General features: G+C 35.2%; 32 protein-coding genes, 1 tRNA gene and 1 pseudogene. 15 read left to right on the top strand and 19 right to left on the bottom strand.

Going from position 1 to position 26,710, the window contains the following annotated elements; all coding sequences use genetic code 11:
- Nucleotides 1-3: 3 nt before the first annotated feature.
- Nucleotides 4-276, top strand: a complete 273-nt coding sequence (locus OGZ34_RS17875; RefSeq protein ID WP_263361157.1) for a DNA-binding protein — start codon at nt 4-6, stop codon at nt 274-276.
- The gene (locus OGZ34_RS17870) at nt 266-586 is read left to right on the top strand and encodes a hypothetical protein (protein ID WP_263361156.1); all 321 of its coding nucleotides are present in this window, start codon (nt 266-268) and stop codon (nt 584-586) included. Before OGZ34_RS17875 ends, OGZ34_RS17870 begins: the two co-directional genes overlap by 11 nt.
- Nucleotides 587-627: 41 nt before the next feature.
- On the opposite strand, the gene OGZ34_RS17865 is transcribed toward OGZ34_RS17870, so the two are convergent.
- The 6 genes and pseudogenes from OGZ34_RS17865 to OGZ34_RS17840 form a co-directional block, all read right to left on the bottom strand.
- Nucleotides 628-1,935: a site-specific integrase gene (locus OGZ34_RS17865; RefSeq protein WP_263361155.1), complete on the bottom strand. Its 1,308-nt coding sequence runs from the start codon at nt 1,933-1,935 to the stop codon at nt 628-630.
- Between the two features lie 293 nt (nt 1,936-2,228).
- Nucleotides 2,229-2,309 (bottom strand) — tRNA-Tyr (locus OGZ34_RS17860).
- Nucleotides 2,310-2,904: 595 nt separating this feature from the next.
- Nucleotides 2,905-3,291 (bottom strand): annotated as a pseudogene (locus tag OGZ34_RS17855) (peroxiredoxin family protein); the annotation flags it as partial.
- Nucleotides 3,292-3,309: 18 nt separating this feature from the next.
- On the bottom strand, nt 3,310-4,071 hold the full coding sequence (locus OGZ34_RS17850; protein WP_173967414.1) for a DUF4369 domain-containing protein: 762 nt from the start codon (nt 4,069-4,071) through the stop codon (nt 3,310-3,312).
- Nucleotides 4,072-4,330: 259 nt separating this feature from the next.
- Nucleotides 4,331-4,771: a KTSC domain-containing protein gene (locus OGZ34_RS17845; RefSeq protein ID WP_017495548.1), complete on the bottom strand. Its 441-nt coding sequence runs from the start codon at nt 4,769-4,771 to the stop codon at nt 4,331-4,333.
- A 334-nt stretch (nt 4,772-5,105) separates the two neighbouring features.
- Nucleotides 5,106-5,357, bottom strand: coding sequence for a hypothetical protein (locus OGZ34_RS17840; protein ID WP_263361154.1), 252 nt, complete (start codon nt 5,355-5,357; stop codon nt 5,106-5,108).
- A gap of 87 nt (nt 5,358-5,444) precedes the next feature.
- On the opposite strand from OGZ34_RS17840, the gene OGZ34_RS17835 reads away from it, so the two are divergent.
- From OGZ34_RS17835 to OGZ34_RS17775, 13 genes are all read left to right on the top strand, one after another.
- Nucleotides 5,445-5,987, top strand: a complete 543-nt coding sequence (locus tag OGZ34_RS17835; RefSeq protein WP_263361153.1) for a hypothetical protein — start codon at nt 5,445-5,447, stop codon at nt 5,985-5,987.
- Nucleotides 5,987-6,136, top strand: coding sequence for a hypothetical protein (locus tag OGZ34_RS17830; RefSeq protein ID WP_263361152.1), 150 nt, complete (start codon nt 5,987-5,989; stop codon nt 6,134-6,136). The genes OGZ34_RS17835 and OGZ34_RS17830 overlap by 1 nt, the downstream gene beginning before the upstream one ends.
- A gap of 55 nt (nt 6,137-6,191) precedes the next feature.
- Entirely contained in the window at nt 6,192-6,491 is a 300-nt protein-coding gene (locus OGZ34_RS17825; RefSeq protein ID WP_396192297.1) for a hypothetical protein, read from the top strand.
- Nucleotides 6,463-6,861, top strand: a complete 399-nt coding sequence (locus OGZ34_RS17820; RefSeq protein WP_263361151.1) for a YchJ family protein — start codon at nt 6,463-6,465, stop codon at nt 6,859-6,861. Before OGZ34_RS17825 ends, OGZ34_RS17820 begins: the two co-directional genes overlap by 29 nt.
- A 106-nt stretch (nt 6,862-6,967) precedes the next feature.
- On the top strand, nt 6,968-8,086 hold the full coding sequence (locus OGZ34_RS17815) for a vWA domain-containing protein (RefSeq protein ID WP_263361150.1): 1,119 nt from the start codon (nt 6,968-6,970) through the stop codon (nt 8,084-8,086).
- 389 nt (nt 8,087-8,475) lie between these two features.
- Nucleotides 8,476-9,939 carry an AAA family ATPase gene (locus OGZ34_RS17810; protein ID WP_263361149.1) on the top strand — a complete coding sequence of 488 codons (1,464 nt, stop codon included), beginning with the start codon at nt 8,476-8,478 and terminating at the stop codon, nt 9,937-9,939.
- 137 nt (nt 9,940-10,076) lie between these two features.
- Nucleotides 10,077-10,670 (top strand): 2OG-Fe(II) oxygenase, encoded by a 594-nt coding sequence (locus OGZ34_RS17805; RefSeq protein ID WP_263361148.1) that lies wholly within the window; start codon nt 10,077-10,079, stop codon nt 10,668-10,670.
- Nucleotides 10,671-10,776: 106 nt separating this feature from the next.
- Nucleotides 10,777-11,217, top strand: coding sequence for a MarR family winged helix-turn-helix transcriptional regulator (locus OGZ34_RS17800; protein ID WP_173967422.1), 441 nt, complete (start codon nt 10,777-10,779; stop codon nt 11,215-11,217).
- Nucleotide 11,218: 1 nt separating this feature from the next.
- A complete protein-coding gene (locus OGZ34_RS17795) occupies nt 11,219-12,538 on the top strand; it encodes a serine hydrolase (protein ID WP_263361147.1) in 1,320 nt (439 codons plus the stop codon).
- Nucleotides 12,539-12,568: 30 nt separating this feature from the next.
- Nucleotides 12,569-13,423: a DMT family transporter gene (locus OGZ34_RS17790; RefSeq protein ID WP_263361146.1), complete on the top strand. Its 855-nt coding sequence runs from the start codon at nt 12,569-12,571 to the stop codon at nt 13,421-13,423.
- 439 nt (nt 13,424-13,862) lie between these two features.
- Nucleotides 13,863-15,149, top strand: coding sequence for a Glu/Leu/Phe/Val family dehydrogenase (locus OGZ34_RS17785; RefSeq protein ID WP_246253263.1), 1,287 nt, complete (start codon nt 13,863-13,865; stop codon nt 15,147-15,149).
- Between the two features lie 168 nt (nt 15,150-15,317).
- A complete protein-coding gene (locus OGZ34_RS17780) occupies nt 15,318-16,541 on the top strand; it encodes a sterol desaturase family protein (RefSeq protein WP_173967425.1) in 1,224 nt (407 codons plus the stop codon).
- 198 nt (nt 16,542-16,739) lie between these two features.
- The gene (locus OGZ34_RS17775; RefSeq protein ID WP_263361145.1) at nt 16,740-17,909 is read left to right on the top strand and encodes a hypothetical protein; all 1,170 of its coding nucleotides are present in this window, start codon (nt 16,740-16,742) and stop codon (nt 17,907-17,909) included.
- Nucleotides 17,910-17,968: 59 nt separating this feature from the next.
- On the opposite strand, the gene OGZ34_RS17770 is transcribed toward OGZ34_RS17775, so the two are convergent.
- The 13 genes from OGZ34_RS17770 to OGZ34_RS17710 form a co-directional block, all read right to left on the bottom strand.
- Nucleotides 17,969-18,403: a DUF6526 family protein gene (locus tag OGZ34_RS17770; protein WP_263361144.1), complete on the bottom strand. Its 435-nt coding sequence runs from the start codon at nt 18,401-18,403 to the stop codon at nt 17,969-17,971.
- A gap of 149 nt (nt 18,404-18,552) precedes the next feature.
- Nucleotides 18,553-19,068: a DNA-deoxyinosine glycosylase gene (locus tag OGZ34_RS17765; RefSeq protein WP_263361143.1), complete on the bottom strand. Its 516-nt coding sequence runs from the start codon at nt 19,066-19,068 to the stop codon at nt 18,553-18,555.
- A 186-nt stretch (nt 19,069-19,254) separates the two neighbouring features.
- Complete coding sequence (locus OGZ34_RS17760) at nt 19,255-20,454, bottom strand: NAD(P)/FAD-dependent oxidoreductase (RefSeq protein WP_263361142.1); 1,200 nt, start codon at nt 20,452-20,454, stop codon at nt 19,255-19,257.
- Nucleotides 20,451-20,939, bottom strand: a complete 489-nt coding sequence (locus OGZ34_RS17755) for a low affinity iron permease family protein (protein ID WP_173967430.1) — start codon at nt 20,937-20,939, stop codon at nt 20,451-20,453. Before OGZ34_RS17755 ends, OGZ34_RS17760 begins: the two co-directional genes overlap by 4 nt.
- A gap of 11 nt (nt 20,940-20,950) precedes the next feature.
- The gene (locus OGZ34_RS17750) at nt 20,951-21,766 is read right to left on the bottom strand and encodes an MlaD family protein (RefSeq protein WP_263361141.1); all 816 of its coding nucleotides are present in this window, start codon (nt 21,764-21,766) and stop codon (nt 20,951-20,953) included.
- A gap of 22 nt (nt 21,767-21,788) precedes the next feature.
- Nucleotides 21,789-22,568, bottom strand: a complete 780-nt coding sequence (locus tag OGZ34_RS17745; RefSeq protein ID WP_263361140.1) for an ABC transporter ATP-binding protein — start codon at nt 22,566-22,568, stop codon at nt 21,789-21,791.
- Nucleotides 22,569-22,570: 2 nt separating this feature from the next.
- Entirely contained in the window at nt 22,571-23,329 is a 759-nt protein-coding gene (locus OGZ34_RS17740; protein WP_263361139.1) for an MlaE family ABC transporter permease, read from the bottom strand.
- Between the two features lie 251 nt (nt 23,330-23,580).
- Nucleotides 23,581-24,054, bottom strand: a complete 474-nt coding sequence (locus OGZ34_RS17735; RefSeq protein WP_263361138.1) for a DUF1440 domain-containing protein — start codon at nt 24,052-24,054, stop codon at nt 23,581-23,583.
- A 3-nt stretch (nt 24,055-24,057) separates the two neighbouring features.
- A complete protein-coding gene (locus OGZ34_RS17730; RefSeq protein ID WP_263361137.1) occupies nt 24,058-24,564 on the bottom strand; it encodes a DinB family protein in 507 nt (168 codons plus the stop codon).
- A gap of 12 nt (nt 24,565-24,576) precedes the next feature.
- Nucleotides 24,577-24,954 (bottom strand): VOC family protein, encoded by a 378-nt coding sequence (locus OGZ34_RS17725; RefSeq protein ID WP_173967436.1) that lies wholly within the window; start codon nt 24,952-24,954, stop codon nt 24,577-24,579.
- Between the two features lie 89 nt (nt 24,955-25,043).
- Nucleotides 25,044-25,253 carry a hypothetical protein gene (locus OGZ34_RS17720; RefSeq protein WP_263361136.1) on the bottom strand — a complete coding sequence of 70 codons (210 nt, stop codon included), beginning with the start codon at nt 25,251-25,253 and terminating at the stop codon, nt 25,044-25,046.
- 12 nt (nt 25,254-25,265) lie between these two features.
- On the bottom strand, nt 25,266-25,646 hold the full coding sequence (locus tag OGZ34_RS17715) for a DoxX family protein (protein WP_173967438.1): 381 nt from the start codon (nt 25,644-25,646) through the stop codon (nt 25,266-25,268).
- Between the two features lie 248 nt (nt 25,647-25,894).
- Nucleotides 25,895-26,641, bottom strand: a complete 747-nt coding sequence (locus OGZ34_RS17710) for a GNAT family N-acetyltransferase (RefSeq protein WP_263361135.1) — start codon at nt 26,639-26,641, stop codon at nt 25,895-25,897.
- Nucleotides 26,642-26,710: the final 69 nt, after the last annotated feature.

Here is a 26,710-nt window from a genome sequence, read left to right as displayed (position 1 = left end):
GTTATGGATGAAAATATTACAAAAGAAGATTTAAGACAATTTGGGCTTCTTCTGCAGGATAAAATGCAACAAATATTCATGCAATTGAATTGCAGTCAGAATGAATCTGTGGATTCTCAATGGCTTAAAAGCAAGGCGGTCAGAAGATTGCTTGATATTTCTGCTGGTTCAGTCCAGAATCTTAGAATATCCCAAAAAGTGCGTTTTAAGAAGGTTCTTGGATCCTATTATTATAACCGAGAAGATCTTCAAAAACTTTTTGAAGATGAAAAATAATAATGGATTAAAAGAAAAGCAGATTATGGGTTACTTGTCAATGTACATTAATGATCCTACGCTTAATGTCTGGCATCTGTCAATTTTGACAGCGATACTGGGATTGGGGTATAGGCAAGGGGAGAGAAGGAGGATAAAAGTCAGTCGCAGCAAGATTATGCAGTTGTCGCATGTGAACACGCTGCCGACTTATCATAAATACTTTAAACAGCTTCAGGATTTAGGATACATTAAATACACACCGTCTTACCATCCAGGATATAAAAGTGAAGTAAAACTATGCAAGAAGAGGTTATCTCAAAATATTTGAGATAACCTCTTTTCAGTTTGAAAACATTTTGAAATTACAGATCAAGAAGAAATGTTATATTTCTTTTTAATGGCTTGTATTTCTTTTTCTAATCTGCTAAGTACAGCTATGTCCGTTTTGGATATCTTAGGAGCATCTTTGTTTAACTTTTTTTTAAGTAATGACATTTCTCTTCCAATTGTTGCCTGTTCTGTTATAGCGTAGGCTTCGGTTTGTTTGACAGACGAATGGCCAAGCATTTCTTTAACAACATTGATAGGGACATTATTGTTTAATGTAACTGTACTTCCAAAAGTCCGGCGTGCCATATGAGTGTTAAGTGTAAAAGGGAAACCACATAGAATTGCGATTTCTTTAAGATACTCGTTCATTTTCTGGTTGGAAGAAACTGGCAACACTGTGCCACGTTGCACACAAATCGGGTGATCTTTATACTTCTCAATTATTTTAAGTGCCTGAGGTAGGAGTGGGACATTAGTGGGCGAATTTGTTTTCTGTCTCTCAGACATGATCCATAAGTTACCGTCAATTCCGTCTTTAATATCTGCCCTTCTCAACTTATAAGCGTCAATGTACGCCAGTCCAGTGTAACATTGGAACACAAATACATCTCTCACTACATTGAGTCTGTCTGTGGTGAAATAATGTCTTTCCAATTCATATAACTCCTGCGTCGTAAGGGGTTTTTTTACCATTTTGGTTTTACGTCCTTTAAAGTTCTTAAAAGGGTCTTTTAAGATTATTTCCTTATCGATTGCTCGAATGACAATCTTTTTGAAATTGGCAATGTATTTAAGTGTTGTATTGTTGCTGCAATTTCGGACTGTTCTAAGGTAAAACTCAAAGTCCCTTATGAATTCGAGATTCAAATCTGTAAATTCAAGGTCTTTCTTATTAAATTTGAATTTAATAAAGGCTGTTAAATGGTTTTTCGTAATAGTAAAGCGATCAAGCGTTCCTTGTGCATATCCTTTGCCTAGTAACGCGCGCATTTCATCATTGTGCTTTTGAAATTCTTCCAGCACTTTGACTCTTGGTTGTACTTTGCCCAAAACATGATCCATGATTTTTTCAGCGGTTATGACTATACCGCTGTACATCATTTCTGTTTTTATTTCATTAATTTTTAAAGTAAGTGAGTCCAAAAAGAAGTTTAAAGATTTTGCATCTTCTTTGGATCCGACTGCCCTTTCTGTTTTTTGATCCCACCTGGAATGTTCCCATTTTCGTTTGGTGGATGCTTCCTTTGTAATACCATCTACTGTAATTCTAAAGTAGACGGTTCTAATTTTTCTGTCATTGCTGGTAATTTTCATAAAGAAAACTAACCCAAAGCTGCTCTCTAACATAATTCAACTGTTTTAGATTAATAAATGTAGAATTATAGCATCAAAAAAACAAGTCGTTAACCTCCTTAACCCCTCTGTATATAAGGGTTTAGTTCAAATTCTGTGGCAGTTTTTCTTGGCAGACAAAAGTGCCACGATTCTGCCATAGAAATTTCGGGCATTTTTATAAAGTTTGAAAACTGCCTTAAATGCAAAAAACCTGCGAATCCTAGGATTTGCAGGTTTTACCACGTTTTTTATGGGTTTTTGAAAAGATTGAAAAAGTGACCTTTCTGCTTCTTTTACCCTTTTTGTGGGGAGAGCAGGATTCGAACCTGCGAAGTTCACACAGCAGATTTACAGTCTGCCCTCGTTGGCCGCTTGAGTATCTCCCCGAAGCTTGTATTGTTGCGCTTTGTTATTCTAAGCGGTTGCAAATATAGGAACGTTTTCCATGTTTACAAACAAAAAATGCACTTAATTTAAGGTTATTTTAAAGTTATTTTTTAATTCATTGGAATTGAATAAAATAAAAAATACCTTTTTTTGATGTTTTTTGGATTTATTTTTAAAAGTAGGATTATTCCTTTTGTTTTGTTGTGGTCTTTTAGCCTTGCATTTAGAGCGATTAAGTGTTTAGCAGGCGTTTTTCCTGAGGTATCGAGGAAAAGAATACGAAATAAATCTATTTGGTATTCTTTAGTAATTACTATCTGTTAAGAAAAATAAGCTTGTTCCTGTTTTCAGGTTAAGTTTCTTTATCAGTATTATTTTTTCCGGATCTAAGCGTTGAAAAATATAAATTCTGGTTGTGGTGTCAAAAAAAGGAGTTTGTGCAGCAGATACCTGTAATTTTTCTTTATGCATTCCTTCTTAATCTCTTCCCTTTAATATTTTCCTTTGTGAATGAAGGTTCAATCCTTTGGGTGTAGCGTAAAAACAAAAAAATCTCCACTAGGGAGATTTTTTTGTTTATTCTGTGTATTGCTATTATTTGGCTAAAAGCTCTACTATTTTTGCTTTTAATTCAGGACCTCTTAAGTCCTGCGCAACTACTTTTCCTGACGCATCAAGTATAAAAGTTGCCGGAATAGATTCTACTCCGTATTGCTTTGCAATTGGTTCGTCCCAAAATTTTAAATTTGAAACTTGTGTCCAGACTAATCCATCTTTTGCGATAGCTTCTTTCCAGGCAGCAGCTTCTTTGTCTAATGAGACTCCAATAATATTTAAACCTTTAGCGTGTAGTTCTTTGTAAATAGCTACAACGTTAGGGTTTTCTTTTCTACATGGTCCGCACCATGATGCCCAGAAATCAACGATAGTTACTTTACCTAAGCTTTCTTTAAGCGAAACTACTTTTCCTTCCGGATTAGGAGCTGAAAAATCTGCTCTTCATTTAGGGCTTCCAACAGGAGCTGCTGATGCACCAACTGCAGGATTCTTCATTTGTCCTAATTTTGTTTTGATTTCTTTACCTGGAGAAGAGTTTTTTAAAGACTCGTCTAAAGAGTTGTATAAACCTTCAGCTTTTTTGATATCAGTGCTTGGGTCGTTAATCATACTTTGAATGATTAAAGCAGAGATAAACGCTTTTGGGTGAGTTTCAGCGTAAGCTAAATATTTCTTTTTAGAATTTTCCTGAACTTCTGTTTGAAGTGTCATGTATTGTTTCATCAAGCCGTTGATAGTTGCTGTATCTTGTGCTTGTTGAGCTTGTTGCATTTTTTGAGTGTTTTTCTTTTGAAAATCAACTAAACTTTTTTGAGTTTTAGTCATGTCCTCATTGAATTTTACATACTCGTCATTGTTGTAAGTTCCAGAAATTTTAGATTTGTGGATACTGTCTTTGTCAACTGTAACAGTGATTTCTCCAGTTTCTAAGATAAAAGGAATTGGACCGTTAGCCCCCTGTACAATTAAAGTATGGAAAGCTGGTTCCTTTACTTTTCCTTTTATTTCAAATTTTCCGTTTTCAACTTTTACCGTATCAAGAGATACAGCCATTTTTGTTGTTGGATCCTGACCTTGAAGAATGATAGTTTTTCCGTTTTCGATACCTGTTGCAGTTCCTGTAATTAGGTATTCTCCGTCTTTAACTTTGCTGCATGAAATAATCGCTACAGAAGCAGTTAGTAAAAAAAGTATTTTTTTCATTATAAAAAATTAATTAGTTAATTGATTTGTGCAACAAAAGTATCTAAAATTATAAAACTTAAAGAATTTTGGAACCTAAAATTTTGTTATAGTTTTTTTTGGTTTAATTCTCATATAATCAGTATGTTTACTGGTTTTATTTGATTTAAAACTCTTAATTATATTGTTATTGTGAAAATAAATAACGTTTTTTTTAATTTTTATGCATAAAAAAAGCACTCTTGTGAGAGAGTGCTTTTGGAAATATTTTGGTATAAATCTATTCTTGATTTGTTTTCTTTCTCCATGTGAAAGAGTTCAAAATATGTCTTTTTGCAAATCTTCCAGGAGAATCTGCATTTACCATTTTAACATAAGTTGCTTTAGGAACGCTGATGTATTCGTAAACGCTTCCATTAGAGAAATCTATAATTAAACGACCTTCAACAAATTTATAATCAGTAATTGAACAAGTCGAAATCGTTTCAGTGTATTCTGGTAAATTAAGTTTAATCGTTTCAGGATTAATACTTACCAAGAAGTGATAAGCTTCAATAATAGCTTTACTTTTTTCTTCTGCCGCTTTTAAACCAGCATCATCACCTTGAAATTTATCAGGATGAGATTCTTTCATCGCATTACGATAGATTGTTTTTAAATCTTTTAATTCAGCAGTTTTGTCTACGTTTAGTAACTTGCGGTATTCAACTATTTTTTTCATAAATAAAAGGTAACTTCTTGTCTATTAGTTTGAAATGAGTGTTTTTTACTTCAAAACGACAAATTTTTTGCAAAGGTACACTTTTTTTTAACTTTTTAGATTTGATCGAAAAAATAATCAAAAAAATAAAGGTTTAGCAGTTAAGTATTAGGCGTTAAATGATATCTGACGCCTGAAATAGTTTCATTTTACCCCAAATGCCGTTTTTTTTATCCAGGTGAAGGAATAAAAAACGCAAAGTTTGCAAAGGAGAAAACTTTGCAAACTTTGCGTTGTATTACATATATAATGTTTAGGTGTGGGATTTTTTACACCTAATCGGAATAAATTTCCTTTATTTATTTTCGGGCTTGTTATTGGCTTTATCAAAGTTCTTAGACTTCTTAGGGTATTTATTATAGCTAATATCGCTTGGATTTTCGATAATAGATTTAATCGTAATCCAATCGCCGATGTTGAAGTTCGAATGCGCGATTTTATAATCTAAAAGGTACTCACCGCAAAAATAGTTGTTGTTTTCATCTTTTTCTATGATGCCGGTATAAACTCCTTTTTGCAACATTTTTTCGTGTGAATCTTTAGACATGACTTTCTTATTTTAAAATTGAAGGTACAAAGTTAATCAATTTATCTTTGTTTTAGGGAGTTCGTGACAATCTCAGTATATTTGCACATGCAAAAAAACTTCAAGCCACATCCTAATTCGTTTAAAAATACCTTTTGTGTTTTTCATGAAGTGCTTTCAAATGAAATTGAAGGTTTAAAAAAACAGTTTGAAAGCAAAGCCGGAAGTACCTATTATTATACAGAAGCCGGAATGTACAGAGTGTCGAATCACTGGGGCAGACTCGCTAACAGTAAGTGGCGTTTGGTGGCTATGGAGCCGGAAACACCTTCGAAAACTAAAATAGGTTTTGCCGCCTGGAACGAATTTCATCCTGATAATGCCGAAGAAAAACTCTATTATATTGAAGCCGATTTTGATAATAATAAGGTAACCTATCAGCACAGAAAAAATCCAAAATACGATGGGAAACCTGTTTTAAGAACCAGTTTTGAAACAACCAAACGCATCAAGCAGGTTCGGAATCTGCAACAACTGACTTCATGGGCGAAACATTTTGATTATGACGACATAGACGAGTTGAGAAAACAAATCATCAACGAGTTGATTTACACCGAGAAAACTTTAGAAGAAATTAAAAGGGAAATATAATGGGACGCAACAACGAAAGGAATATCAAAAAGCACAATGACAAATTGCACAAAGCCCAAAACAAAGTAAAACAGGCTGAAATTGCACGTAAAGAAAAGCTAAAAGAAATTATTAAAAAGTTTAACGAAAACAAAAACGAAGAAAATTAAAAACAAGTTTTGCCGCGAATTTCACGAATTAACACGAATTAATTTTTAAAAATTTATGCTTACTAAAGGTTTGAAATTAGTGACAATTAGTGAAATTCGTGGCAAAAAAATAATAATTATAGACATGAGTAAATTCGAAGATTTAAAAATAAGTGTACAGGAAATCATAGATTTAATTGCTGCAAAAAATAACAGAGAAGCCAATAATAAATTGTTGGAAGTAAATGAAGTATTAGATGAGATGCTGGATCATGCCGAAGAAGATGAAGACTTGAGAGAAATTAGCCGTTATCAGGTTTTACTGAATCAGCTGCATGTGAAAATTAATGGAGAAGAGCAGGTTGATGGAGAGTAAAAAGTGTTTTTGTGATACCGGACTAGAATTTAAAGACTGCTGCGGTTTGTATCTGGAAAGCAATCAGAAAGCCCCAACAGCTTTAGAATTAATGCGTTCGCGTTACTCTGCTTATGCTACCCATAATGTGGATTATCTTTTAGAAACCACCGCCGTTTCGGAAAGAAAGTATTATTCAAAAGCAGAGATTTTAAAATGGGCTACCAGTAACACCTGGCAAAAACTGGAAATTTTAAGTCATTCCCAAAATGCAGTTGAGTTTAAAGCCTATTTTCTGGATTCAGATCATAAACCTCAGATACATTATGAATTTTCGACGTTTAAATTCGAAAATAATGTCTGGTATTATCTGGATGGAAAGTTTGAATAATTACTAAGCTTCTCGCTAAATTTAGGTGATTTTATTCAAATTTTTTAACTAAAAATTAATAACTGTTTCTTTTTTCATAATTCTAAAATAGCGTAATTTTAGAATTATGAAAAATGAAATTAAAAAGGGTTTTTATTTTAAGACGTATGAAGCCCCGTTTCAGTCTCCTTTTGAAAAGCTTTTTGGTATTTTCAAAGAGCTAATCACCCACACTTCGGGTGATTTCGACGAAGCTATAAACTGGCTTCGGGAGTTAGACAAAGAATACAAGCTAACAGACGAAAACTACACGATCGATGATTTTATCGAAGATTTAAAAAAGAAAGGTTATATAAAAGACGAAGTTAAACCTGATGGAAGTGGAGGTTTTGGGATTACTGCCAAAACAGAACGTGCTATCAGGCAACAAGCTTTGGATCAGATTTTTGGCAATCTAAAACGTTCCGGAAGCGGAAATCATAAAACAAAACATGCCGGAAATGGTGACGAACATACAGGAGAATTTAGGGAGTTTAGTTTTGGAGATGGTTTAGAGCGAATTTCGTTAACAGAAAGCCTGCGAAATGCCCAGATTAATAATGGTGTTGAAAGTTTCATGCTAACCGAGAATGATTTGGTAGTGGAAGAAACACAATACAAAGCCCAAATGAGTACTGTTTTGATGATCGATATCAGTCACAGTATGATTTTGTATGGGGAAGACCGGATTACACCGGCAAAAAAAGTAGCCATGGCTTTGGCCGAACTAATCACAACACGTTATCCAAAAGACACACTTGATATTTTGGTCTTTGGAAATGATGCCTGGACCATTCCGATTAAAGATTTGCCCTATTTGCAAGTTGGACCTTATCATACCAATACCGTTGCCGGACTTCAACTAGCTATGGATATTTTGCGCAGAAAACGAAACACCAACAAGCAGATTTTTATGATTACCGACGGAAAGCCAAGCTGCGTGCGGGAGCGCGATGGTTCTTATTATATGAATAGTAACGGACTCGACGAATATATCGTTGATAAGTGTTATACACAGGCACAACAAGCTCGAAAACTGCACATTCCGATTACCACATTTATGATTGCAAATGATCCTTATTTGCAACGTTTTGTCAACCATTTTACCGAAGCCAATCAGGGAAAAGCATTTTACACCGGATTAAAAGGGTTAGGAGAAATGATTTTTGAAGATTACGAAACGAATAGGAAGAAGAGAGTTCGTTAAATGAGGTTCAAAGTAGCAAAGGTTCAGAGGGACAAAGTTTTTGTCGTAGAGGTGAACAGCAGTGCGTCTGTTTACTGTGAAAATATATTGTTTGGGTTTAGTCTAAAAAGAGATAACAAAAAATAGATTGAATTTTTAAATCATTAAATCTTTCAATTTTTAAATTTAAAAGGTTTGGAAGAAATAATTTTTGAAGATTACGAAACGAATAGGAAGAAGAGAGTTTGTTAAATGAGGTTCAAAGTAGCAAAGGTTCAGAGGGACAAAGGTTTTATCCTAGAGGCACAGAGCAGTGTGAAAACATATTGTCTGGGTTTAACCTAAAAAAATATAATAAATAATAATTGAATTTTTAAATCATTAAATCTTTCAATTTTTAAATTAACAAGATGGAAATAAAAAACACAAATACATTAGGTCAGTTAAAAGCCACTGGATATAAAAGCATTAGTATCAAAGATGAATTGCGAAATAACCTTCGGGAGAAAATCAAATCGGGGAAACCAGTTTTTGAAGGCGTTCACGGTTTTGAAAACACAGTGATTCCGGAATTGGAACGCGCTATTTTATCGCGTCACAACATCAATTTATTAGGACTTCGAGGTCAGGCCAAAACACGTTTGGCACGTAAGCTGGTGGAATTGCTCGACGAGTATATTCCGTTTGTTTCAGGATCTGAAATTAACGATGATCCGTTAAACCCAATTTCGCGTTTTGCAAAAGATTTAATTGCAGAAAAAGGTGATGATACTCCAATTTCATGGCTGCACAGAAACGAGCGTTTTTTCGAAAAATTAGCCACGCCTGATGTTACTGTGGCCGATTTAATTGGTGATGTTGATCCCATAAAAGCGGCCAATTTAAAGCTGTCCTATGCAGACGATCGCGTGATTCATTTCGGGATGATCCCAAGAGCAAACCGCTGCATTTTTGTGATTAACGAATTACCTGATTTACAAGCCAGAATTCAGGTGGCACTCTTTAATATTTTGCAGGAAGGTGATATTCAGATTAGAGGTTTTAAATTGAGAATGCCACTGGACATGCAGTTTATCTTTACGGCAAATCCGGAAGATTATACCAATAGAGGGAGCATTGTTACCCCTTTAAAAGACAGGATTGGTTCTCAGATCCTCACGCATTATCCCGAAAGTATTGCCATTGCAAGAGCCATTACAGAGCAGGAAGCAAAACTCGATGAAACACAACATAGACTGGTGTATGTACCGGGTCTTGCCAAAGATATTTTAGAACAAATTAGTTTTGAAGCAAGGGAGAGCGAATATATCGACAACAAAAGTGGTGTAAGTGCAAGAATGAGTATCACGGCCTTTGAGAATTTAATGAGTACGGCAGAACGTCGTGCCTTAAAAGCGGGGGTAGAAAAAACAACTTTACGTTTGTCCGACTTTGTGGGGATCATTCCAGCAATAACCGGAAAAGTAGAATTGGTTTATGAAGGAGAGCAGGAGGGGGCTGCTGTAGTGGCACAAAACTTAATTGGACTAGCTATAAGAACTTTATTTCCGACCCTTTTGCCGAAAATAGAAAAGCTGGAAAAACCCGGAGAAAAAACACCATATTCAGATATAATCGAATGGTTTTTTGCCGAAAGCGGTTTCGAATTGTTAGATGATGCTTCAGACGCGGAGTATCAGAATATTTTAGATGAAGTGACACCGTTAGATGTTTTGCTGAAGAAATATCAACCTCAGTTGGACAAAAAAGATCAGTATTTTATGAAAGAGTTTATTCTGTGGGGATTGGTCGAATATAGAAAACTGAGTAAAGATCGTTTTGCAAAAGGACATCAATTTAAAGATATGTACGGAAGTTATATTAGTAAATTGTAGTTTATACTCTATTTTTTTTACAAGCCCTACAGGTATAAAGAAACTTGTAGGGCTTATTATTTTGTAAAAAGCCCATTACCAGTTTTATTTCATCTACCTTGCTCCGTTGGCTGTATTTGCAGTTTCCCAAAATAAAAATGGATGATAGTTTCGAAGATTTGATTGCGAGTTATATAGAAAATAAAGTTGGAATATCGGAGCATTTTTTAAGTCCTGAGCTGGCCAATCATTTAAAACAAAATCTAATAGATTTAAATCGTAAAAGTTTATTGCTGGCTGCAGGAATCGGAAACTCAGAAAAGTTGTCTTACGATGGTGCTGTACGCAGTGATTCTATTTACTGGCTGGATAAAAAACACAACAATGTTTTTGAAAATGAGTTTTTTGATAAAATAGATGCTTTTATATTGTATTTGAATAGAAGTTGTTATACAGGAATTACGGGCTACGAATTTCATTATTCTTTATATGAAAGCGGAGATTTTTATCTGAAGCATTTGGATCAGTTTAAAAACAATCCCAGTCGAAAATACTCGATGATCAGCTATCTGAACAGCAATTGGCAGGAAAGTGATGGTGGAGAATTAATGATCCATCAGGAAAATAACAATCAAAAAATTGCACCTACTCAGGGAAAAACTGTTTTCTTTAAAAGTAATGAATTGGTACATGAAGTTCTGGTGACCCAAAACACGAGAATGAGTATCACAGGCTGGTTAAAAAGCGACTAAAATTTTAATCATTAAACCCGACAGGTTAAAAAAAACTTATCGGGTTTAAAGTTTTTTTGAAATTATATTGATGTATCAATTATATTTGTATCAAATAAAAAAAAGCATGAAACTCAAAAATCCAACCGGAACAGTACTGTACTCCTTAGAGAAAGCAATAAAAGAATATCGAAGACTGGCACAAAAAAACATTACAGAGGTTGTAAAAGATATTACTGTAGATCAATGTCTGGTTTTAATTATACTAAACGATAATCCGGACATTTCCCAAAACGAATTGGCAAATCTTATATTTAAAGACAGTGCTTCAATTACCAGAATGATCGAATTAATGGTGAAAAAAGAATACATCACCCGCACAATTCATCTTGAGGATAGAAGGAAATTTAATCTGGAGATCACTAAAAAAGGTATAAAAACACTTCAGGAAATAGAACCGGTTATTGAGCTCAACCGGCAAACGGCACTTGAGGGCCTGTCTTTAGAAGAAATAGTATTACTGGATAAAACACTCCATAAAATCATCATTAATTGTAAAAATAAGTAGCATGAAATCAGGATTAACACTAATCGTATTGTTGGTATTTACTTTCGGATATTCACAAAAAGAACTTAGTAAAGCGTTAGAACAATACATGGATGCACAATTTGCTGTTAATAATTTTAGCGGTACGGTATTGGTTTCTAAAAGCGATTCTATACTGTTGAAAAAAGCATATGGTTTTGCAAATTATGAATGGAAAGTAAAAAATGAAACAGATTCAAAATTTAGTTTAGCTTCGGTTTCGAAGCAATTTACTGCTGTCGCCATTTTGCAATTAGCAGAGCATAAAAAACTGTCATTAGACGATCAATTGAGTAAATACTTTGCCGATTTCCCTAAAGGTGATACCATTACTTTGAAGATGATGTTGTCTCACAACTCGGGTTTTCAGATGGATTTTGACGAATTGTACTTGATCAGAACAGATCTCAATAAAGATTCTGTTTGTAGTTATCTGGCAAAAAAGCCTTTGCTGTTTGAGCCGGGAACCAGCACAGCCTACAGTAACATTGGATATTATTTATTGGCGCGCATTGTTGAAAAAGTATCAGGACAATCTTATGAAGAATATTTAAGGCAAAATCTATTCAATAAAGCTAAAATGTACAATTCCGGAGTTTCAGCGAATGATGCCGTTGTCGATAAAATGACTCAGCGGTATTATTTTAAGGATAATAAATTAACTAAAAACCCATACATCAATTGGAGTTTTAATCTTGGTCATGACGGTATATATTCAACTGTTAACGATTTATATTTGTGGAATAAAGCGCTTTTCGATGGTCAGATTTTGCTTTCAGAAGAATCTAAGAAAAAGATGTTTACATCATATAATGAACAGAATTTTGGTTTTGGTGTAATGATTAATCCTGTTTACAATCAGGGACATCAATTAATTGCGCATGATGGCGGTTTCTTTGGGGCAATGACATCTTTTAACAAATTTACTGAGGATAAAGTTTTTATTACTGTTTTATCCAATAACCAGTCAAAATCGTATTATATTGCTTATGGGCTTGCGGGAATATGTTTTGGGAAAGAGGCCGAGCTTCCGTATAAACACATTCAGGTAGCTGGAGACGCAAAGGCTTACGATCAATATATAGGGGAGTATGAAAATATTAAAATTGTAAAAAAAGAGAACAAACTTTATTATGGTGGTTATACCATTGAACTGCTGCCGGAATCACCAACAAAATTTTTTCGCTCAGACAATAACGATACGACATTAGAATTTATTAAAAATCATAAAGGAAAAATTATACAATTAGAAATCAGAAAGGCCGGAATAAAAGAGATTAAAAATAGAACAAAAGGAGTTTAAGCGTTATTTTTGCATTCAAAATATAATCTTATGTTGTTTCTTGTCCTCAGTATATTGTGTAGCGTAATTGTTGGTGTGATTTTTAAAATAACCCGAAAATACGATGCACATCCTACTCAAATTATTGCGTTCAATTATGTTGTTGCCTTAGCACTGTGTTATTTTACCTATAGTCCAAATCTGAATGAAGTTGACGCAACAGCGCCCTGGAGCATTTACATCGCTATTGGAGTTTTGTTACCGGTTGTTTTCTTATTCCTGGTGGCATCCATCAAAAATATGGGAATTGTAAAAACTGACGCAGCCCAACGATTATCACTATTTATTCCAATTTTAGCAGCTTGGCTGATCTTTAGAGAAGAGTTTAATTTTTATAAAGTGATTGGACTGATCGTTGGTTTTTTGGCCCTTTTGCTAATTTTGAGAAAGCAATCGGAAAACTTGGAAAACAAATGGATTTTTCCTGCTGTTGTTTTAGTAGGTTTCGGAGTTATTGATATTCTCTTCAAGCAAATTGCACTTTATACCACTTTACCGTATCCAACTTCTTTATTTGTTGTTTTTTGTATCGCTTTGATGGTCGCGGTTTTAATTTCGATTTATGAAATTGGTGTTAAAAAAGGGGAGTTAGAACCAAAAAGTATTCTTTTTGGTACCTTGGTTGGTATCTTTAATTTTGGAAATATACTGTTCTATTTAAAAGCGCATAAGGCTTTCGCCGAAAATCCATCAACAGTTTTTGCAGGAATGAACATGGGAGTTATCATTTTAGGAAGTCTTGTCGGTTTGGTTTTTTTTAAAGAAAAACTGTCTAAAATTAATTTTATCGGAATCTTTCTGGCTCTAATAGCGATCGTTTTTATTGTTCTTTCTCAATTCAAATAATTTTTATCGACTACAAAATGCTGGTTTACAGTTGTTTTTATGGTTTTTGGTTGTTATTTTAAAATAAACTCTACTAATTCTATAGAATTTATAAAATATTTTTATAGATTTGCAATAACAATGAGAAACTATAGTCAATATACCATCACTTTTTTATGCAGCTTCATGATGTGCAGCATGCAGGATTATGTGATGAAATGGCGTTAATATAGAAAGTACTTGTTATTTTTTTTTTTTAGCCTTTCATGCACCATGAAAGGCTTTTTTTAGAACTGTCAAAAAAATTAGTAAAATGAGATCCAATAGAAACACCAACATTAGGATGCGATGCTGTCTTATGAAAATCCCATGTTAAAAAAAGCTTCAATAAACAGTAAAACGCTTTTTAAAAGATTTAAAGTTTAAAATAAAATAACCCCCAATTAAAAGACATATAGTTATGAGTACAGAATTAATAAAACAGAATCCCTTTCAATCGATGATTGATCGTTTTAACATTGCAGCTGACATTCTTAGATTAGACGAATCGATCAGGCAAAAACTTCAGCGTCCGGAGAAACAAATTGTTGTTAATTTTTCGATTACATTAGACAATGGCTCCGAAAAAAACTTTGAAGGTTATCGTGTTATTCACAATACAGCTTTAGGGCCTTCAAAGGGCGGAATTAGATACGATACCGCAGTAAATCTCGATGAGGTAAAGGCATTGGCTGCCTGGATGACCTGGAAATCGGCTGTGACAGGTATTCCGTTTGGAGGTGCAAAGGGCGGAATTATTTGTGATCCGAGAACACTTTCTAAAAGTGAATTAGAGAAAATTACTAGGGCTTATACCAAAGCTTTGTCTGATGTTTTTGGACCGGATAAAGATGTTCCGGCACCGGACATGGGAACTGGCCCTGACGAAATGGGATGGTTAATGGATGAGTTTTCTATCGTTCACGGTAAAACAATTCATGCTGTGGTAACCGGTAAACATTTGCATTCCGGAGGTTCATTGGGCAGAGTAGAAGCAACCGGGAGAGGAGTTAGTATTATAACTTTACTGGCACTTGAAAAATTAAAACTAAGACCTGCGAGATCTAGCGTAGCCATTCAGGGTTTTGGAAATGTGGGATTGCATTCGGCTTTGTTCTTGTTTGAAAAAGGACTAAAAGTTGTTGCGGTTAGTGATGTTTCTGAAGCATTTTACAATCCTGAAGGACTTAATATTCCTGAACTGATTTTGTATTACAATCTGAATAACAAGAGTATTAAAGGATATCCGAATTCGGTTGCCATTAAGCACGAAGATTTATTGTTGTTGGATGTTGACGTATTGATTCCTGCCGCCAAAGAGGATGTAATCACACAAAAGAATGCTCACGATATTCGTGCAAAAATTATTGTGGAGGGCGCCAATGGACCGGTTTCTTCGGATGCCGATAAAATACTGCACGATAATAATGTTTTGGTGGTTCCGGACATTCTGGCCAATGCAGGTGGCGTTACGGTTTCGTATTTTGAATGGCTTCAGAATTCGCTTTTAGAGTCCTGGAGAATTCACCAGATCAATACCCGTTTAGAAGATATACTGGAAAAAGGATTTGAGACTGTTTTTAGAATCGCTTCCAAACACAATGTTACACCACGTATTGCCGCCTATATTATTGCGCTGAAAAAGGTGGCCGATACGCAATCTGTAAAAGAAGTGGCACTGGATACTCCAAAATTTAAGCAGAATTAAAAATTAGATTTTAGCATACAAAGATTGTTTTCATTGATTAATATTATTTTCAAAAGAGAAGGTATTAATTGATGAAAATATCTTTGTTTTAGAGTCGTCGTAATTTGTTTAATAATGTTGTTCGACGGATTTAAGTTTTTTTATGAATTAATAAAGTAATTTTTTAAAATGGAACATATTAATTTTCTAGCTTTCGCAATGCCTGCTTTTTTTCTCTTCCTCTTTTTAGAGTACAAGATTGCACAACGTCGAAAGAGACCGGAAATTTTTAATTATGAAAGTTCAGTTTCAAATATTAGCATCGGTATTGCAGAGCGTTTGATCAATTTATTTATAGCGGCAAGTTTTTACCAATTGTATTATTTGATTTATGATAACTATCGAATTTTTGACATTCCAAGCAATGTTTTTGTGTGGATTGCCTTAATTCTTGCGACCGATTTTGTCTGGTATTGGTACCACAGACTGGGACATGAAGTCAATTTTTTCTGGGCAGCACATATTGTGCATCATCATAGCGAAGAGTTTAATTTTACGGCAGCAGCCAGAATTACAACTTTTCAGGCAGTAATTAGAACAGGATTTTGGTGTGTACTACCATTGCTTGGTTTTCATCCGTCAATGGTCATTACAATGCTGATTGTACATGGAGCTTATTCTTTTTTTACACATACACAGCTTATAGGTAGAATAAAATGGTTGGAGTATGTTTTTGTAACACCCTCTGTTCATGGTATTCATCATGCTTCTGACGAGAAATATCTGGATAAAAATTATGGTGATATGTTTACCTTTTGGGATCGCCTGTTCGGGACTTTTCAGGAAGAAGAAGAAAAGCCAAAGTACGGTTTAACACATCCGCTCAAGAGCTATAGCTTTTTGTGGCAGCATTTTCATTATTATTTTGAAATCTATGAATTGTGGAAGCGCTCAACAGGATTTAAAGCAAAATGGAAAGCGGTCTTTGGTAGTCCCGCGCATATGGATCAGGACATTCGTCCAACTTTGGAGAAACGTTTTCTGCAGGATAAAGCAAATCCGCATCAGAGACTTAGGTTTAAGAATTATCTCTATATTCAGCTTGGAATCTGTACTTTATTTTTAACGGTTTTTACATATTATTTTGACTGGTTGTACATACCAGATAAAGTTTTTGTGCTTTCAATTATCCTGGTCACCTTGGTGAATTGTGGTGCATTATTGGAACAAAGAAGGTGGATTTATTATCTGGAATACCTGAGAATATTTATGGTAACAACCTACTTTTTATATCAGGAAAATTTACTGTCCTTTTTCTTTATTCCGTTGGCCATTATGATTTTTGCAGAACAGTTATTCTCGTTAAGTACACATTATCAAAACGTTGTTCTTCAATTGGAACGATCAGAATAATAAAGTTTTCGTCAGAGGAGTTTACGGAAGGACTCTTTTTCTGAAATAAAAACAGAGCCTCTAACTACGGTTAAAGGCTCTGTTTTTTTGTATGTTGGATGGACAGAGCAGAGCCGCAACTTTTTTTCGCGACAGCGTGGAAAAATTTCATTTTTAAATCGGATTGGCTATATTTGAGAGTAAATTCTCAAATACAATATGGATAAGAAATTAAAGCAATTCTTCGTAAAGTCACTTGTAGTGCTGTTGTTGATTCATTTAGGTTATTTTTTATATGGCTTTTTTAAGTTTGAAGGTCTTGCCGCTATCAATACTTACTTTGAATTTTACAGATTCAAATTTTATGATGACGTTTCAATTTCCCATTTTTTTATCAGTGGTTTATTTTTATTTTTCTTCCTGATTTTTTTAGTTAAAAAACATTCGCGAAAGGACTATGCTTTTACCAACTTGCTAAAAATTGGTTTCCTATTGCTGTTGATTTGTTTTTTGAGTTTTTCCTTTTTTATCAGTTACAGTTTTGGACTGAATGCCAAATTGCGAAGTGAATTGTCTGAGCATAAATTCAATAAAGACAAAACGCTACTGAATGTTTTGAATCCGTTTTTATATAATTATACCTCGTACAGTTCTGAGAAATTGTTTAATCCGGTTCATATTTTATATCCAAAACCATATCCGGTGGTGGAGGAAGTGGATAGTGTTTTGATCTCAAATGGGTATTACAATACAGAAAGCAGGTATTATAGCATCGACACTTTAAAAGTGTTGACCAAAGATTTTGATAAAGCTTCGACAGTGACCAATAGAGTTCTGGATGAATTAGGTTTTGATAAAAAAGAACTTAACGAGAGAATTATGGCCAAAAACACCATTAACGACAGTATTGAAATTATCTTTAAAGGCCAAGAAGTGCGCCCTCAGTACGATGACAGCATTTGCATTTTTCTCAAAAACAAGTCACTTTTTAAACCTGTAGTAGGAGTTACACCTGAAAAACAACAGTTTGATGCTGCGGTTCAACGGTATAAGCTGTTGTACAAATACGGGAAAGATTCGTTACAGATAAATTTTCAAAAATTAGATACACTTCTGAAAAAGTATAACATCGAAAGTAATATTGTTCCGAAGCAGCTTACTGCAGATGCTTTTTATTTTAGAGACCATAAAGATGTGGTACTGAATGCGATTCGAAACAATTTTGACCGAAAAGCATTAACGGAGAAATTTTCAACTCTCGAAAAGCTGTTTTATGAACCCAATTATCTGCATCCGTCAATTATAGCGATCTTTTTTGGTGTGATTGTATCGGTTTGGCTGATTCTCTTTTTAGTTTACATTTTATTTAATGGGAAAAGAAAGAGCTGAGTTGTTATGGCGTTTTAAGTCAGTTGAATGAGAGCAGTTAATTTTAATGAATTGCTTTTTTATACCCTGTTGTAATCGGCTCTCCAGTGTACGATGGCTTTTTTAATAGCGTCTCCGCTGAGGTTGTTTTTAAGGGCATCCTGAAGCAGAGGCAGAATTTCGTTATCGGGAGCAAATCTTAACGCAAAGATCTGATCGTCGGTTAGCTTGTATTCAAATTCTTCAAGTCTTTTTCCGGTCAGTGTAAAATAGCGATAGCGAAGTTCCAACCGTACAATTCGGTTTTGAAGCGTTAGAGCATAATGCTGGCGCAGCATATAAGCAAGACAGAATAAAAACACGAAACATGCACTTATAAAAGACCAAATAAGTGTATTTTCGGTGGTGAAAGCAAAATAAATACTACTTCCTAAAAATAAGACTAAAACCGGATAATAAACAAAATGATGTGGAGTATAAAACCGGATATGATTGTAATAGGTTTGAATTTTCATAATGATATCGTTTTGGTTTTGAATGATATAACAAAGCTACCCTAAAATAGCATAACTTTTTTCAAAAAAATGACTAAGCAACAGATGTTTCTGCTATAATTTAAACCTGAGAAGGTTTTAGAGGTTTTCGATACTTTTAATTAAGTACTTTAATAGGTGTGAAGGCTGTCCGGATTATGGTGTTGTGAGCTAAGGGCAAATCTCCATTCTTCCAATTTAGACTGATAGTTTTTACCTGCATTTGCGGGGCTTGTAGATGGTAATGTGATGAGTTGGTAAGCTTTTTTCAGGGGAACATATTTTTTGAAAAATGCCGCCGCTTTTTGTCCGTTAAAAAGAATAGTGGTGATCTTGGGATGCTGTTGCAAAAACGTTTCAAAATCATTTGCGGTTTCATTTTTTATAGCGCTATCCAGACTTCCCACTCTTTCGCAATGCTGTAAAACATCCCATACGGCAATATTATTTTTTTGCAGCAGCGCTTTTCGAATTTCATAATCGTTCGAGAAATCCTCTTTCAAAATGGCAAACATAAATTTCCAGAAATTGTTCTGATTATGTCCGTAATACTGGTTTAGTTCCAGTGATTTTGTTCCGGGCATTGTCCCTAAAATCAAAATAGTAGCCTCTTTGTCGGATAAAGGAGAGAATGAAAAACTTTTCATGAATAGTGCGTTTGTGCTGTAGTAAAGTAAAGACTTTAAACGTTAATTTTAAAGCATTTCATTAAAACTTTGTAAGGAAAGTAACGTTTGCTTTATTTGTGTTCAGCTTCGAATAGTGAGCCTTCAGCATGCAACAAAAAAACTTTGCCACTCTGAACCTTTGCTACTTTGCCCCTCAAAAAAAAGTTATCTCCCAAACCTATAATAATCTAAATCCTGATTTTTGGTATTGTTAATCGAGTCCAGGATTGAGTTCATACCTATGACGCTAAAGGTAATTCCGTTTCCACCAAACCCCAGCACATAATGTTCATTTTTATGGGGATCGGGTTTCCCAAAATAGGGAAGACCGTCTTTTGTTTCTCCAAAAGTTCCGGCCCAGGAATAATCAATTTTAAAATCAATATCCGGAAATTTTCGCTGGAACTTCTTCAATAAAAACTGCTCTTTTTTGGGTAATAATTTATCGCGTTTTACTGGGTCTTTAAACTCTTCATCACCACCACCCATAATGATCCGATTGTCTGATGTGGCTCTAAAATAAAGATAAGGAGAGGAGGTATCCCAGAAAATAGCATTCTTGAATGCTAACGGGAGAACAGGTAGGCTTTCGGATGCAATGACATAGGTACTTTTAAGGTCTACCACTTTTTCTTTAAGAGTTTCGGTACTTTCGTAACCGCTGCAATGTATGATGTGATCTGCGGTAATGCTGTAGTTGTTTTCGGTACTAGCGATCAGTTTCCCGTTTTGTTTTTCTATAGAAATGATGTTGGTTCTGTCCAGGATTTCCATACCTTTTTTTTGACAGTAGATTAGCAAATCATTGGCGAGTTTAAAAGGATCCATCACTGCTGCAGTTTTAGATTCGATCGCTGCAAGGGCATCTAAACCCAGTTTTTCGAGATCCCATTTTTCCAGCCAGTTTACATCAAATCCATGTTCTTTTCGGGTATTGAATTCAGCTTTTAGGAAGGGGAGATCTTTTTTTAAAGAGCAATAATAAATGCTTTTTTTGAATTCAAACTGACAGTCGCTTTTTATGGCATCAATTATCGTTCGGAGATCAAAAATTGCTTTTTTACCGTTTCTGTAGCTGTCAAGAGCGCAGTTTAATCCTCTCATTTCGATGAGTTCGTGTAAGGAAACATCAATTTCATATTGCAGTAAGGCCGTACTGGCAGCGGTACTTCCGTTGCAAATATCACGACGGTCGACGAGTATAATTTTTTTTCCTTCGGTGATTAATTTGTAAGCGATCAGAGCACCGGTTATTCCGCCGCCAATGATTAAAATTGTTTTGTTTTTGTCGGTATCAATAGAAGGATAGCTGTTCTCCATGGCATTCCTGAGAAGCCAGAAAGTTTCGGTCGATCGTAGTTTCATTTTTTAGTGCTATTTGGGGTACTGGGTTTTGTTTTGGTCTTGTCTTTGCGTTGGTGTTGCTCATGTGCTTCTGCAATCGAGTGTGAGTTTCTGATGCTCTTGTCTTTTTTAGCAAGCGCACTAAGATGTTGGTAGTATTTCTGCACAATAATCATTTCTTCTTCCGTCATACTTTCGATATCTACCAGACTGTTGCTTGAATACTCGTTGGAAGCAACCAGTTCGTTTAGCTTTAGCTGAATGGCGAGTGAATCTTTATTTTGCGCTTTCTGAATTAGAAAAACCATCAGAAAAGTAATAATCGTCGTTCCGGTGTTGATGACCAATTGCCAGGTTTCCGAGTAACCGAAAAAAGGTCCTGAAATCGCCCAGACTACTACAATCAAAAAGGCGCTGATAAAAGCGGGAGTACTTCCTGCCGCTTTGGAAACATGGCTGGCAAATTTTTCAAAGGCACTGCTTTTATTTTGCTTTTTCGTTTTCATTGGAGTTTTATTTATGTTTTATCTGCTTTTTTAGCGTCTTCTTCTTTTTGTTTTTCTTGCTTTTGTTTCTCCCCTTTAGCTTTTTCTTCTTTCTCTTTGTTGGCTTTTTCCTGTTGTTCTTCTTTTTTATCTTTGGCTTCCTCTTTCTGTTTTTCCTTTTCTTTCTCTTTTTTTCTAAAGTATCCTCTTAGTAGGAAATTGCTTTTTGCGGCTTCCATATTATCGCTAAAACCTTTCGTACCGCTTTCCAGATTAGAAAGGGTATTTGAGACACTATTGGCCATTTTATCATCGCGGACTAATCTTGCCAAAGCACCGTTTCCGTTGTTCATGCTATGACTGAAAATGGCAAGTTCGTTGGATATAACACCAACATTGTCGACACTTTTTTTGACACTTTTCATGATGTCCTGCATTTCAATTCCGTCGATTGAAGCAATAGCACCATTGTTTTCAATAGCCTTTTGTGACTTTACACCGGGAGAAATAGTCAGGACTTTGTCGCCCATTAAACCGTCCGAACCAATACTGGCGCGGGCATCTGTTTTGATGAATTCCCGAACATCGTCTTTAATGACCATCGAAACCACCACAGACGAATCGTTAATCAGTCTGATTTCTTCTACAGTACCGATATTAATTCCCGAAAAGCGCACATTATTGCCCACTTCTAAACCGCTCACGGTTTTAAATCGGGAGCTGATGTGAAAGGTGGAGCCAAAAAGATTTTTTTGTTTCCCTATAAAGTAAATGGCCATTATAAAAAGCAACAATCCAATTGTTACAAACATTCCTAATTTCCAAGTATACCCAGATTGTTTATCCATGATTTCTACTATTTATTTTGTGTTATTCAAAAAATGAGCGCACCCATTCGTCTTCGTCTTTTTCCAGTTCTTCATAAGTTCCTTCGGCATGTATGATGCCATCTTTCAAAACCATAATCCGGTCGGCGGTAAGTTTTGCACAGGCCATATCGTGGGTAATAATGATCGAGGTCGTTTTGCGTTTGTGTTTGATGTCCAGAATTAATTCGCTTATTTCACGTGAGGTAATGGTATCTAATCCGGTTGTGGGTTCGTCGTATAAAATGATTTCCGGTTTTAAGATTAAGGTTCTGGCCAAGCCGATTCTTTTTTGCATTCCGCCCGATAATTCAGAAGGCATTTTATCGATGGCATCGCTCAGACCGACATTGTCCAATGCTTCCATGACTTCATGTTCTACTTCTTCCGGTGTTAAATCCCTTTTGTGTTTTTGTAGAGTGAAAGCCAGATTTTCGCGTACCGACATCGAATCGTATAAAGCTCCACTTTGAAATAAAAAACCAATTCGGACTCTAATTTTATTTAGTTCCGGTTTTGTGAGGTTCAGCACATTTTCGTCAAACACTTTTATTTCGCCCTGATCTGGAGTTATTAGCCCCACTATGCATTTTATGGTGACTGATTTTCCGGAGCCGGAGCGTCCCAGAATCACTAAATCTTCTCCTTTATTCACCGTTAGATTTATACCTTGCAAAACGGTATTATCTGTGCCAAAAGTCTTGTGTAAATCCTTGATCTCAATGATCGGAGTTTTGCTTTTTACTTTTGTTGCAGTGGCTTTATTTTCTTTTTCTTTAATCATCTTTAAAAGAATAAATCGGTTATTTGAACGGCAACCATATCCAGAATAAAAATGGTCAAAGAGGCCGTTACAACTGCTGAATTTGCTGCTTTACCCACACTCTCAGTTCCGTTAGAGGCATTAAATCCTTTAAAACATCCAATCATTCCGATAAAAAATCCGAAGAAGAACGTTTTAATTGTGGCGGGAATGAGGTCTAAATATTCCAATGACTGTAAAATTTGAGTCAGATAGCGATAAAAATTAACATCACCATGAATATTGATTCCAACGAAACCACCAAGTATCCCTACCACATCTGCGAAAATGACTAAGATGGGAACCATTAGTGTGCAGGCTAAAATTCGGGTCACAACCAGATAGTTGTATGGATTAATGGCAGAAACTTCCATCGCGTCAATCTGCTCTGTTACTTTCATTGAGCCTAGTTCGGCACCAATTCCTGAGGAGATTTTTCCGGCGCAGATCAAAGCAGTAATTACAGGAGCAATTTCTCTTATTAGCGAAAGAGCTACCATTCCGGGTAACCATGATTCGGCCCCAAAATTAACCAGGGTTGGACGTGATTGCAGCGTGAGGACCAGCCCCATGATAAAACCGGTTATGGCCACCAAAGGCAATGATTTATACCCAATGACATAACATTGCTTGATAAACTCTCTGGCCTCATAAGGAGGAACAAAAACCTCCTTAAAAAACTGCTTTGCAAACAAAGTTGCATTTCCTATTTCGGTGAATGTATTTTTTAAAGTGAGAATCAAAATGTTATGTTTTAAGAATTAAATCAAAAATCAGGTGATACAAATTTTTAAAAGGCTGATTTCCTTTTTAGTATCAAAGATTAAAGTTACCGGATTACTGAAGTATAAATCTTACACAACTTTTTTGGAAGTTTATATAATTAACATTGTATGAGGGAAATAAAAGTAGAAAAGTTACGTTAGGGGGGTAAAACAAAAAAATCCCTTTGTGTAAAAAGGGATTTTTGACGTTTTGAGTTTCAGGCTTACAGCTAGGACTGTGTCTGAAAACTATAATATTTTCGGGTTATAAATGCGATGGGAAGTCCGATACAGAACATCAGGATCAACATGGATAAGAATAACGGAAAATCTAAGTGTTTTTCGGGAAGCACCGGAAAGGCGATAGGCAGCACAATTAAATTCATAATGATCCAGACGAATATTCCATAGAGGAATCCGGAAACAACTGCGCTTTTTTTGAGAAAGGGCAGATATGGATAAATGATAAAATAAAACCAGGCGAAGCTTAGTGCAATTAAGTAATGGAATCCAAGACCGAAGAGGGCCATTATCGAGCCTCCACTGTAGGCTTCTTTTTTAAAAACGCCGCTTGCTATGGATTGCAGCAGTTTTATTGCAGTGGTTTTTTGAAGTATAAAAGCATAAACTGTAATGGCTGCCGTCACGTCCAATGTTCCGGCAACGAGCCAGGCGGTTAAAATGGTTTTGGTTTTGGATTTCATAGATTAGTTTTTTACAACATTATAAATATTCTTCAATTGATTTAAATGTCTTTTGGCATGCACGTTACAAAAAATTAATAATTCGTAGATCGTTAAATTTCCAATACCCGGTATTTCAAAACCCATACAGGTAAGTGTTAAATCATAATTTTCGGCAATATCCTGCATTTCTTTTTCAATTCTTTGAAGACTTGAAATCAGCTCGGTTTTATCATATTCGCGGTCTTCCGGATATATAAAATCAGGTGAGTTGTACTTCGTACTGAAATCGAGAAATATCCCTTGAATCGCAGGAATTTTTTCATCATAGTTTGCAGCTAGTTTTTGGGTATTAGCCTCGCAAACCTGATGCAGCCCTGATGTTGCTTTTATAATATGGCGGGCAACCTGTCCGGCTGTCCAGCTACCTTCAAAGGGTATTTGATTGACTTCGCTTTGTGTAAAAAGAGAAACAGTGTCGGAAAATTGCCCGAAAGTAGTGGTGATGTCTTGTTTTAATTCTGTTTTCATAATTTTTTTGTTTTATGCTATTATAGAAGTGATCCACCAGACATTGCCAAACGGGTCAGTAACACCACAGGTTCTTCCATACTCTTTATTACTGACTCCCATTACGCTCGTGGCACCATTTTCTAATGCTTTTTTATAAGTTTCATCGACATTCGGGACATAGACAAATAGGTTGGCGGTTTGCCTGGACCAGTCTTCAACTACGTCTGTAACCATAATAGTACTTCCTGTTATGATAATTTCGGCATGCATAACCGTTCCGTCTTCGCGTAGTACATGATCGGAAGAAGTTGTTGCATCAAAGACTTTTTGAGTAAATTCTATAAATTGTGATGCGCCATTTAAAATTAAATAAGGCATGATGGTCTGATGTCCGGCCGGTAGATTCATTTGGTAAGATTTGAAGGTTGATAGTGTTTCAAATTTACAAATTTTATTTTCAAAACTTTATAAATCAGTTGTTTGTGGTTTTTTTTAATTTATAAAAGAACTTCACAATGATAGCCATAGGAATCAAGAAGTTCTATTATTCTTTGATTAGAAATGGATGATGCATGTATGCGTAAAATTTTATCGCAGTCTTCCAAATCAAAATTAATACGACTGTCAGGAAAATGTTCAAGAAGTCTTCCCACAATCAAAAGAGATTGTTCCACTTCCTGAACATTTGTTTTATAAACTTCTATCATCACGCTGAACGTTTATAAAGCGATATTTTTGTAACGCTCTATTTTATGATAATAGATGTAAGAGATCGCCAGAATTACTAAAAAGATCAAAGGAAAAAATGCCTGAAAATTGATTCCGTCAACTGCAGCATGACTTATGGAGGCAAATATGAAGTCGAAACCGAAACCGGCATAAGCCCATTCTTTTACATTCTTTGGAATCGATGGTATCACGAGTACCAAAACGCCAAGAATTTTAAAAACAACTAAGGCATTTCCAAAATATTCAGGATATCCTAAATGTTTGATTCCTTCTTTAGCCAATTCGGTTTGTGAAGTTAAAGCCGGCATAACGCCTTCGAATAAAAAGATAATAATAGTGGTAATCCAAAAAATAATTTTCGCTTTTTTCATGGGGTTGTTTTTAAAAGGTTGTTAATTAATTCATTACAAACTTACGATTCTTATCTTTTAGTAGGAATACACATTTACGACTATTTTAGGGGCATTTGGGACAGAGAAGGGGATTTATGATTTTAGAGTTTAGATTTATGATTTTAGATTTATGATTTTAGATTTTAGAGTCAAGAGTCAAGAGAATAGATTTTGAAACTTGACTCTTGGATCTTGGCTCTTTCTTCTTTACTCTTGAAACCTGAAACTTAAAATTTGAAATTTGCTCCCAAAACATAGTTTTTAATGACAAATAAGTCTTCGAAACCTAATCTCGTGTAAATATCTTTTCCCATTGCGGAGGCTTGTAGTAAGGCATAATCAGCATTTAAATCGATGGAGAGGTTTAAAGCATATTTCATGATTTCTTCAGCAAAACCTTTTCGGCGCATTTCCGGAATGACTCCAACGCCATGAATTCCAACCACATTTTCGGTCTGGAATAGCATAAATGTTCCGATGGGCTCTTGGTCTAAAGAAACCAGATAGAACTGAACATCATGATGATTGTGAATTAGTATTTCTTTACTAATTACATAACCAAAAGCATGGGGATACAAATCTGCCCATATTTTAGCATCCTGTTCGGTGGAAACTCTTTTAAAGCTGAGCTGGTTTTGTAGTGAAAATTGCTGATCTAATTTTAATGCCATCGCAACCTGCTCGCTTTTTAATGTGAAACCATGGGCATCCAGTATTTCATATGATTTTGTTCCGTAGATATCCCAATAGGCGAAAGCTAATTCTGAATTGGTCTGCATGGTTTTAGTAATTTCACCGATGTCATTTTTAGAGATATCTTTTCGAAACCACAATTTATTAGGCCAGCCTGAATTTTCGACTTTGCTATATTCAAAAAGAGGAGTTGTATGGTAGGATAGGAAAGAAGTACTAACCGTTTTCCACATTCCGGTAAGATTATTTATGTTGTCTTCGATTAAGTTTATATTTTTCATTTTAATGGTAGTTATAAGAATATAAGACAAAGATACTTCCGGTCTTTATGGGAAACCTTTACATATGTT

Origin of the sequence: Flavobacterium collinsii (assembly GCF_946903285.1) — a bacterium.
GTDB lineage: Bacteria > Bacteroidota > Bacteroidia > Flavobacteriales > Flavobacteriaceae > Flavobacterium > Flavobacterium collinsii.
This window is presented reverse-complemented; position numbering and strand designations above follow the sequence as displayed.

What these genes read in the sequence shown, in the direction of transcription:
- OGZ34_RS17820 (WP_263361151.1), top strand. Translation starts at nt 6,463, where the DNA reads ATGGAGAAGAGCAGGTTGATGGAGAGTAAAAAGTGTTTTTGTGATACC.
- OGZ34_RS17840 (WP_263361154.1), bottom strand. Translation starts at nt 5,357, where the DNA reads ATGTCTAAAGATTCACACGAAAAAATGTTGCAAAAAGGAGTTTATACC.
- OGZ34_RS17780 (WP_173967425.1), top strand. Translation starts at nt 15,318, where the DNA reads ATGGAACATATTAATTTTCTAGCTTTCGCAATGCCTGCTTTTTTTCTC.
- OGZ34_RS17730 (WP_263361137.1), bottom strand. Translation starts at nt 24,564, where the DNA reads ATGAAAACAGAATTAAAACAAGACATCACCACTACTTTCGGGCAATTT.
- OGZ34_RS17810 (WP_263361149.1), top strand. Translation starts at nt 8,476, where the DNA reads ATGGAAATAAAAAACACAAATACATTAGGTCAGTTAAAAGCCACTGGA.
- OGZ34_RS17775 (WP_263361145.1), top strand. Translation starts at nt 16,740, where the DNA reads ATGGATAAGAAATTAAAGCAATTCTTCGTAAAGTCACTTGTAGTGCTG.
- OGZ34_RS17745 (WP_263361140.1), bottom strand. Translation starts at nt 22,568, where the DNA reads ATGATTAAAGAAAAAGAAAATAAAGCCACTGCAACAAAAGTAAAAAGC.
- OGZ34_RS17750 (WP_263361141.1), bottom strand. Translation starts at nt 21,766, where the DNA reads ATGGATAAACAATCTGGGTATACTTGGAAATTAGGAATGTTTGTAACA.
- OGZ34_RS17825 (WP_396192297.1), top strand. Translation starts at nt 6,192, where the DNA reads ATGCTTACTAAAGGTTTGAAATTAGTGACAATTAGTGAAATTCGTGGC.
- OGZ34_RS17805 (WP_263361148.1), top strand. Translation starts at nt 10,077, where the DNA reads ATGGATGATAGTTTCGAAGATTTGATTGCGAGTTATATAGAAAATAAA.
- OGZ34_RS17735 (WP_263361138.1), bottom strand. Translation starts at nt 24,054, where the DNA reads ATGAAATCCAAAACCAAAACCATTTTAACCGCCTGGCTCGTTGCCGGA.
- OGZ34_RS17770 (WP_263361144.1), bottom strand. Translation starts at nt 18,403, where the DNA reads ATGAAAATTCAAACCTATTACAATCATATCCGGTTTTATACTCCACAT.
- OGZ34_RS17845 (WP_017495548.1), bottom strand. Translation starts at nt 4,771, where the DNA reads ATGAAAAAAATAGTTGAATACCGCAAGTTACTAAACGTAGACAAAACT.
- OGZ34_RS17830 (WP_263361152.1), top strand. Translation starts at nt 5,987, where the DNA reads ATGGGACGCAACAACGAAAGGAATATCAAAAAGCACAATGACAAATTG.
- OGZ34_RS17850 (WP_173967414.1), bottom strand. Translation starts at nt 4,071, where the DNA reads ATGAAAAAAATACTTTTTTTACTAACTGCTTCTGTAGCGATTATTTCA.
- OGZ34_RS17870 (WP_263361156.1), top strand. Translation starts at nt 266, where the DNA reads ATGAAAAATAATAATGGATTAAAAGAAAAGCAGATTATGGGTTACTTG.
- OGZ34_RS17800 (WP_173967422.1), top strand. Translation starts at nt 10,777, where the DNA reads ATGAAACTCAAAAATCCAACCGGAACAGTACTGTACTCCTTAGAGAAA.
- OGZ34_RS17790 (WP_263361146.1), top strand. Translation starts at nt 12,569, where the DNA reads ATGTTGTTTCTTGTCCTCAGTATATTGTGTAGCGTAATTGTTGGTGTG.
- OGZ34_RS17785 (WP_246253263.1), top strand. Translation starts at nt 13,863, where the DNA reads ATGAGTACAGAATTAATAAAACAGAATCCCTTTCAATCGATGATTGAT.
- OGZ34_RS17755 (WP_173967430.1), bottom strand. Translation starts at nt 20,939, where the DNA reads ATGAAAACGAAAAAGCAAAATAAAAGCAGTGCCTTTGAAAAATTTGCC.
- OGZ34_RS17765 (WP_263361143.1), bottom strand. Translation starts at nt 19,068, where the DNA reads ATGAAAAGTTTTTCATTCTCTCCTTTATCCGACAAAGAGGCTACTATT.
- OGZ34_RS17725 (WP_173967436.1), bottom strand. Translation starts at nt 24,954, where the DNA reads ATGAATCTACCGGCCGGACATCAGACCATCATGCCTTATTTAATTTTA.
- OGZ34_RS17715 (WP_173967438.1), bottom strand. Translation starts at nt 25,646, where the DNA reads ATGAAAAAAGCGAAAATTATTTTTTGGATTACCACTATTATTATCTTT.
- OGZ34_RS17710 (WP_263361135.1), bottom strand. Translation starts at nt 26,641, where the DNA reads ATGAAAAATATAAACTTAATCGAAGACAACATAAATAATCTTACCGGA.
- OGZ34_RS17815 (WP_263361150.1), top strand. Translation starts at nt 6,968, where the DNA reads ATGAAAAATGAAATTAAAAAGGGTTTTTATTTTAAGACGTATGAAGCC.
- OGZ34_RS17865 (WP_263361155.1), bottom strand. Translation starts at nt 1,935, where the DNA reads ATGTTAGAGAGCAGCTTTGGGTTAGTTTTCTTTATGAAAATTACCAGC.
- OGZ34_RS17835 (WP_263361153.1), top strand. Translation starts at nt 5,445, where the DNA reads ATGCAAAAAAACTTCAAGCCACATCCTAATTCGTTTAAAAATACCTTT.
- OGZ34_RS17720 (WP_263361136.1), bottom strand. Translation starts at nt 25,253, where the DNA reads ATGATAGAAGTTTATAAAACAAATGTTCAGGAAGTGGAACAATCTCTT.
- OGZ34_RS17875 (WP_263361157.1), top strand. Translation starts at nt 4, where the DNA reads ATGGATGAAAATATTACAAAAGAAGATTTAAGACAATTTGGGCTTCTT.
- OGZ34_RS17795 (WP_263361147.1), top strand. Translation starts at nt 11,219, where the DNA reads ATGAAATCAGGATTAACACTAATCGTATTGTTGGTATTTACTTTCGGA.
- OGZ34_RS17760 (WP_263361142.1), bottom strand. Translation starts at nt 20,454, where the DNA reads ATGAAACTACGATCGACCGAAACTTTCTGGCTTCTCAGGAATGCCATG.